The organism is Chryseobacterium sp. NFX27, assembly GCF_049887855.1.
In the GTDB taxonomy this organism is placed as follows: Bacteria; Bacteroidota; Bacteroidia; order Flavobacteriales; family Weeksellaceae; genus Chryseobacterium.
The window spans coordinates 21177-28308 of record NZ_JAGEKK010000029.1 but is presented as its reverse complement, the minus strand read 5'-3'; the positions used below and the strand labels follow the sequence as shown (position 1 = coordinate 28308).

7 protein-coding genes are annotated in these 7132 nt (G+C 38.8%); 1 reads left to right on the top strand and 6 read right to left on the bottom strand.

Features of this window, described 5'->3' with window-relative positions:
* The first annotated feature begins 332 nt into the window (after positions 1-332).
* Positions 333-1553, top strand: coding sequence for a cysteine desulfurase (locus J4Q03_RS20670; protein WP_426050005.1), 1221 nt, complete (start codon positions 333-335; stop codon positions 1551-1553).
* 56 nt (positions 1554-1609) lie between these two features.
* Here J4Q03_RS20670 and hemE read toward each other — a convergent pair whose 3' ends face one another.
* The 6 genes from hemE to hemA all read right to left on the bottom strand — a co-directional run bounded on the left by hemE (position 1610) and on the right by hemA (position 6836).
* Positions 1610-2641, bottom strand: coding sequence for a uroporphyrinogen decarboxylase (gene hemE / locus J4Q03_RS20665; protein ID WP_116010301.1), 1032 nt, complete (start codon positions 2639-2641; stop codon positions 1610-1612).
* Between the two features lie 66 nt (positions 2642-2707).
* On the bottom strand, positions 2708-3379 hold the full coding sequence (locus tag J4Q03_RS20660) for a uroporphyrinogen-III synthase (protein WP_426050004.1): 672 nt from the start codon (positions 3377-3379) through the stop codon (positions 2708-2710).
* Positions 3379-4035: a peptidoglycan recognition protein family protein gene (locus tag J4Q03_RS20655; protein ID WP_426050003.1), complete on the bottom strand. Its 657-nt coding sequence runs from the start codon at positions 4033-4035 to the stop codon at positions 3379-3381. Before J4Q03_RS20655 ends, J4Q03_RS20660 begins: the two co-directional genes overlap by 1 nt.
* Positions 4032-4622: a DUF1287 domain-containing protein gene (locus J4Q03_RS20650; protein ID WP_426050002.1), complete on the bottom strand. Its 591-nt coding sequence runs from the start codon at positions 4620-4622 to the stop codon at positions 4032-4034. The genes J4Q03_RS20655 and J4Q03_RS20650 overlap by 4 nt, the downstream gene beginning before the upstream one ends.
* Positions 4623-4666: 44 nt before the next feature.
* A complete protein-coding gene (gene hemC / locus J4Q03_RS20645) occupies positions 4667-5575 on the bottom strand; it encodes a hydroxymethylbilane synthase (RefSeq protein WP_426050001.1) in 909 nt (302 codons plus the stop codon).
* Complete coding sequence (gene hemA / locus J4Q03_RS20640; protein WP_426050000.1) at positions 5562-6836, bottom strand: glutamyl-tRNA reductase; 1275 nt, start codon at positions 6834-6836, stop codon at positions 5562-5564. The genes hemC and hemA overlap by 14 nt, the downstream gene beginning before the upstream one ends.
* Positions 6837-7132: the final 296 nt, after the last annotated feature.

The window sequence follows — 7132 nt, the reverse complement described above, 5'->3', positions numbered from 1 at the left end:
TTTCTCTTACAATTTGAAGCTTTAAACTTAAATTGTAATCTCTCTGTGTACGTTTGATGTACGCGGTTTCTAAATGTTCTTCCATAACGATTCTTTTTTTGTGTATCGATATTTCAGGACTAGACACAACCAAATAATAAAAAACCTGTCAATGTATTGGCAGGTTTTTATTTTGTGATAAGGGGAAGGTGTTTATCTGTCGGATATTCTGCTCATCGAATCTTTCTATCACCTGACAAGTATCAGTCCTCAACCCCATGCCTCCTTTCAGAAAAAAAGCCGTAAATTTGAAGTGTTCTAAATAAGAGCAATCTAATTTAAAATTTTAATAAATGTTTGACATTCAGGAAATAAGAAGTCAGTTTACTATATTAAACCGCGAAGTGAATGGTAAGCCTCTGGTTTACTTAGATAATGCAGCAACATCCCAGAAACCGGATTCTGTTTTAAAAGTCTGGAATGATTATTATACAGAGCTTAATGCCAATGTTCACAGAGGAATTCATACATTAAGTCAGTTAGCTACCGAAGAAATGGAACTTTCAAGAAGGAAGATTCAGAAATTTATTAATGCTAAGCATGATTTTGAAGTTATTTTTACAAAAGGAACAACAGAAGGACTGAACCTCATCTCCTATATTCTGACACAGAAGCTTAAAAAAGATGATGAGATTATCATTTCTTATCTGGAACACCATTCCAATATTGTTCCATGGCAGCTGCTTTGTGAAAGGACCGGAGCAAAGCTCAGAGTAATCCCGATTGATGAAAACGGTATTCTTCAGCTGAACTATCTGGATGAATTTCTAAGCGAAAAGACAAAAGTGGTTTCTGTAAACCAGGTTTCCAATGCTTTGGGAATTGTAAATCCGATTGAAGAAATCATTGCTAAAACAAGGAAGAATTCAGATGCGTATATTGTGATCGACGGGGCGCAGTCTGCTCCTCACTTTGAGATCGATGTACAAAAGATGGATTGTGATTTTTTTGTCTTTTCTGGCCATAAAATGTACGCACCCATGGGAACCGGGATCCTTTATGGGAAACAGGAGATTCTTGAAGAGCTTCCGCCGTTTCACGGAGGAGGAGAAATGATTGCAACATGTTCGTTCGATGGGACTACCTACGCCGGACTTCCTTTTAAATATGAAGCGGGTACCCCGAATGTAGGAGGGAATATTGCGCTGGGTGCTGCTGTTGATTTTATTGAGAAAACAGGCAGACAGAATATTCAGAATCACGAAAATGCCTTACTGGAATATGCTCAGAGAAAACTTCTGGAACTGGAGAACATTAAGATTTATGGAGAAAAAGCCAAAAGAACAGGGGTAGTTTCCTTTAATCTGGAAGGGGTGGGAATATCTTCCGATGTAGGAATGATCCTCGATAAAATGGGGATTGCGGTAAGAACAGGGCATCACTGTACACAGCCTATTATGAGCTTCTTCAATATAGCCGGAACGGTAAGAGCCAGTTTTGCGGTTTACAATACTTTTGAAGAAATTGACAAACTGATAGAAGGAGTGAAAAAAGCTCAGAAAATGCTCAGTTAAAAATATAAAAAAGGCCCTTTCAGTTGTTTGAAAGGGCTTTTTGTTATGAATGAATCTTAGATATTCGGTTTCCAGTCCACAACAGCTCTGATGAAAGCCTCTGCATTCTCTACAGGGATATTCGGTAAAATTCCGTGGCCGAGATTCGCAATATACCTATCTTTCCCAAAACGGTTGATCATCTCAGTTACCATTTTTTTGATAGTTTCCGGGGTAGAATGTAATCTTGCAGGATCAAAATTCCCCTGAAGCGTCATCGTATGGTTCGTTAGTGTTCGTGCAAATTCCGGAGTAATCGTCCAGTCAACACCCAAAGCAGACGCTTTAGACATCGTCATATCCTCAAGGGCAAACCAGCATCCTTTTCCAAATACCACGACATGGGTAAGAGGGCTTAAGGCTTCAACGATCTGATTGATATACTGCCATGAGAATTCCTGATAATCTGTAGGAGAAAGCATACCTCCCCATGAATCAAAAACCTGAACCGCAGAAACGCCTTTTTCAACTTTTCTTTTCAAATAGGCAATCGTAGTATCTGTGATCTTCTGAAGCAGTAAATGAGCCGCTTCAGGCTGCTGGAAACAGAATGATTTTGCAATATCAAATGCCTTGCTTCCTTTTCCTTCCACACAGTAGCACAGGATTGTCCATGGAGAACCTGCAAAACCGATCAATGGAATTTCATTGTCCAACTTCTGAAGAGTCAGTTCAATCGCATCAAAAACGTAACCCAGTGTATCATTTACATCAGGAACTTCAATATTCTGAACCTGCTCCGCTGTTCTGATAGGATTATCCAGCCACGGGCCAACCGATTCCTTCATTTTAAAATCAATTCCCATTGCCTGTGGAACTACCAAAATATCAGAAAACAGGATCGCAGCATCCAGCGGAAACCTTTTGATCGGCTGTATCGTGATTTCAGCAGCCAGTTCAGGGGTCTGACATCTTGTAAAGAAGTCATATTTATCCCGGAGAGCAATGAATTCCGGCAGATATCTTCCGGCCTGTCTCATCATCCATACCGGCGGCCTTTCTACAGTTTCTCCGCGGAGTGCTTTTAAATATAAGTCGTTTTTAATCATAATTTATTTAAACTAATACGGCCGTTGCCGGCACTCATTATTTTTACCAGCCAGGCGTTCGGCTGTTTAAAGTTCCTTTTTTATCAATTCAAAAATGGAAGCCAGATTATTTTCTTCTGATGTGAAAATTTCTTCTGTAGTGTGCTTTCTGAGCTCACCTGAGGTAGTTTCCCCAATGGAAAAAATTTTCATTCCTTCTAAAGAGTTGAGTTTTGCAAAACTACGAACTCCGCTTGGACTAAAAAAAACTGCAGCATGATATTTTTCAGGTACGGATGGATAGAGCTCTTCGGTTTTATAAACTGTTATCTTTTTGTAGCTGATATTCTGCAAAGGAAGATCCTTGTCCAGGACATCTATGGCAAGATTGCCACAGAAATGAAGGAATTGTTCGTGCTGGCAGTTTCCGATGATAAACCTCGAAAGGGTTTCGGCATTTTTCAGAACTTTGAATGTTCCGAAACCGTGTTTTCTCAGCTCACGCTTCGTTTTTTCGCCTACACAATATATTTTATTGTAGTTTTTTGCGGTAAAATCTTCGTTAGGCTTAAACTGATTGTTGAAAAATGAAATCACTCCATTAACGCTGGTGAAGATCAGGGAATAATTTTTTAAATCAAATGCGGCTGTTTTTATAGGTTCTGTCCTGATTACCTCAATACATTCAGCCGACATATCCGATCCTAATTCTTTGGATAATAACGTGGCATCTATGGTTTTGGTAAACAGAATTTTCATTAAGGCTTGTTTTTTAAATGTAAATCAGTCACTAGCAGTCTCACTTTTGTCATAAAATCTTTCCCCGGATCGTCTTTAACGGTAAAATAATTCGGATCCGTCTCTTTCCAAAGCTTAGAAGTTCTGAAAGCGCCATATTCTGAATGGCCTATAAGATATTCTATAGCATATTTCTTAGTTAAATATCTAACCAGCTGAGCATTGGCTAAAACCTGTTTTTCTGTAAGCGGCTGCTTCATGCTTCCTATATTTTCAATGCCGATTGCACAGTAATTAAGGCCTATAGTGTGTCTGGCAAACCTGTCAGGCTCCATAAGCTGGTAAATGGTACCATCCCGGTCTACAATAAACTGCGAAGAGACATTTAAAGTACTTTGTTTCTTTAAAACATTTCTGGCGGATTCCAGATGGGTCTTATTGAAATATTTATAATTCGTTTCAACAGTTCCGCCTGCAGTATAATGCAATACAATTATTTTAGGTGAAATCGTTGGTGAGTTTTGTACAATACTATGATGATCTTTAAGGTACTCCAAACTTAGACGGACTCTCTCCTGCGAATAATCGATAGGCTTACCGACGATCTTAAGCTCGTTGGTTTGTGCTTTTGTATAACATGTTACCAATACAAATAAAGCATAGATAAGATTTTTCATAAAGCAGCTTTTGGGTATTGATAATGCCCTGTGACGGTATATTTAAAGAGACAGTCTTCCAGAACCTGCCCGCCTCCTATATTATGCACAATCAGGAATCTCTTTCCATCTGAAGATTTTTTATTGACAACGATTCCAATGTGTGTCAGATTCCCGGGTAGGATCCAGGTAACAATATCACCCGGAACATACAGTGCGGGATTGGTTTCAGTAGACTTTACTTTTCCGAATCTGGAAAAAAAGACGGCAAGATTGGGAACCCTTCTGTGATCAATATTTGTGTCAGGCTTTTTTAATCCCCAGGTTTTCGGATACTTTGAAAAGTTCTTTACCATATCCTCATGTACTTCTTTTTGCAGATCAATACCGAGTTTTCTGTAGGCCCTGATAATAACATCTGTGCATACTCCTTTATCAGCCGGGACATCACCGTTGGGATATTTCAGCACAAAATAGGCAGGATCGTATTTAATGGAGCTGTCTATTAACGTCAAAGCAGAGCTGGAAAGTTGAAGCCCCAATTTATTCTGTGCATTTGTAAAAAAAACACAAAATAGAAATATGAATAAAAAAAAGGATTTTTTCATTGTTCTGCACTTACGAATATAACGTTCGATCTGCTAAAAAATTCTTAATACGAATTCTTAATTTCAGTCATCAGCTCTTTTCCACCGTTTTCAAGAACGATTTTGGCGAACTTTTCTCCAAAATTTTCAGTGTCATTATATTCAAAGTTCTCATCGGTAGCAATACAGTTTTTGCCATCCAGTGAGCAAAGGGCAGCCTTGAAACGGATCTGATTCTCGATCATCTCAGCAAAAGCTCCGATTGGTGCTGTGCATCCGCCTTCCAGTGTGCTCAGGAAATTTCTTTCAATCTCTACACAGATCTGGGTTTTCTTATGATTAATCTGGCTCAGGATTTCATTGATTTCTGTTTTCTCAGAATGTCCGGCAACAGCAATAACTCCCTGCGAGGCAGCCGGGATCATTAACGGAAGCATTTCATAATCAATGTCCATTTTCATTCTCTTGATTCCTGCCAGGGACAGAATGGTTGCATCAAAATCTCCTTCTTCCAGTTTCTGAAGGCGGGTCTGAATATTCCCGCGGATATCAGAAAATTGAGCATGAGGATAGTTTTTCAGCCAGAATGCTCTTCTTCTTAGACTGCTTGTGGCTAGCTTAAGCTCATGGAATTCTTTATTTCGCGCAGATTCCTTTCTTATTAATATGTCCTGAGGAAAATCTCTTTCCAGATAAGCGACAATCTCAATATTCTGAGGCAGTTGCGTAGGGACATCCTTCAAAGAGTGTACGGCAATGTCAATTTCGTCATTCAATAGGGCAACATCAAGGTCTCTGGTAAAAACCCCGGTGATTCCTAAAGAATAAAGCGGTTGATTTAAGTTCTTGTCGCCGGAAGATACAATAGGAACAATTTCCGTTAAATAATTACGGTTCTGAAGGTTCCTGGCAACCTCTCTTGCCTGCCAAAGTGCAAGTGCGGAATTTCTTGTTCCGATTCTAATGCTTTTCATTGAATTCGTTGTTTGGTTGTTCAACTAATATTTCGTGCATTAATTTACTAATTTCTTCGGCTTTTAAAGGATTGTCGATGATAAATTTTGCAAAACGGTTGGTGATTTTCTGGATCATTTTGTCAGAAAGCTCCATGTCCGTGATGTTTATGTATTTATTTTTTTTATAAAAATTATGCATTTCATTGCGTTCCATATTCTTCAGAACTGCTTTGAAATGGTGAATATTGGGGGCCAGCTTTCTCTTTTTTTCCCATTCCAGAAACTCTTTCATCAGTTCTTTGATGATTTTTTCAGCTTTTGGGATCTCTTTTTCCCGCTGCTGAATCGTTTCCTGGATCTGTTTTGAAAGCTCATCTACATCAATCAGGGTTACATTTTCATTCTCAGTAACGTCTTTTTCAACGTTGTGAGGAATAGAAAGGTCGATCACCAGGGTTTCTTTTCCGTTCGGAAAATGAGATTTGTTGATGATAGGATGTTTGGCTCCTGTGGCAACAATAAGAATGTCAGTATTTTTTAATTCACTGTCAAAATCAGAATAATCAACATGAGGAATGCTGTATTTCTGGGAAATCTTTTCGGCTTTCTCCTGAGTTCTGTTGGCAATTTTAATTTTGGGCTGGTAGACATGCTTCACCAGGTTTTCAACTGTATTCTGACCGATCTCACCCACACCCAAAAGAAGAATGTTCTTTTCTGTAATTTTCTTCTGGCTGTTTAGAATATAATGAACGGCAGCATAAGATACAGAGGCGGCTCCGTTGGAAATTCCGGTCTCATTTTTAATTCTTTTCGAAATCTGAATCGCTGCATTGATCGCTCTTTCCAGATATGGATTGGAATTCTGTCTTTCTTTTTTAAAGCGGCTGTACGCTTTTTTGATCTGTCCGATGATCTCAAAATCTCCGATAATCTGACTTTCCAGTCCGGCTGCCACCCTAAAGAGATGAATAAGAGCCTCTTCTTTGGTAAGAATATTGGCAAACTGAAGGAAATCCGTAAGATGTACTCCGATTGTTTTGCAGTATTCCTCTGCTACCAGAAGGTAATTCGGGGAAGTGGTATAGATCTCGGTCCTGTTACATGTGGAGACCACAAACGCATCTCCTAAATCCATATTGTGGACTCTGGTGACAAAATTCTTGATGTTATCATCAAAAAACGCAAACTTCCCCCGCGTTTCCACATCAGCCTTTTCATAGCTAATGGAAAGTACAGCAAAATTTGATGTCTGATGGATATTGGAATACTGTAACATAAGCAGTCGCAAATTTACGGATTTTTTAATTAACCAGCCTCTGATAATATATATGATAATTATCGTGAAAAACTATGGTGGCAGGGAATATCGGCAGAAGGTGGAACAGGAAAAAAATTAAGTTTAGGCAATACTTTTGCAAGTCTTATAAGTGTTTCGTAATCAGTGTTTTGCTGTTTGTTTAAGAATTTGTATTGATTGTTTTGATTGAAATGTTCTCATCTTCGGGCTTCCGTCTTCCGTCTGTCAATTTTAGTTTAAATCAGACTCCTTAAATGATTAAAGCAAAAGTTAGT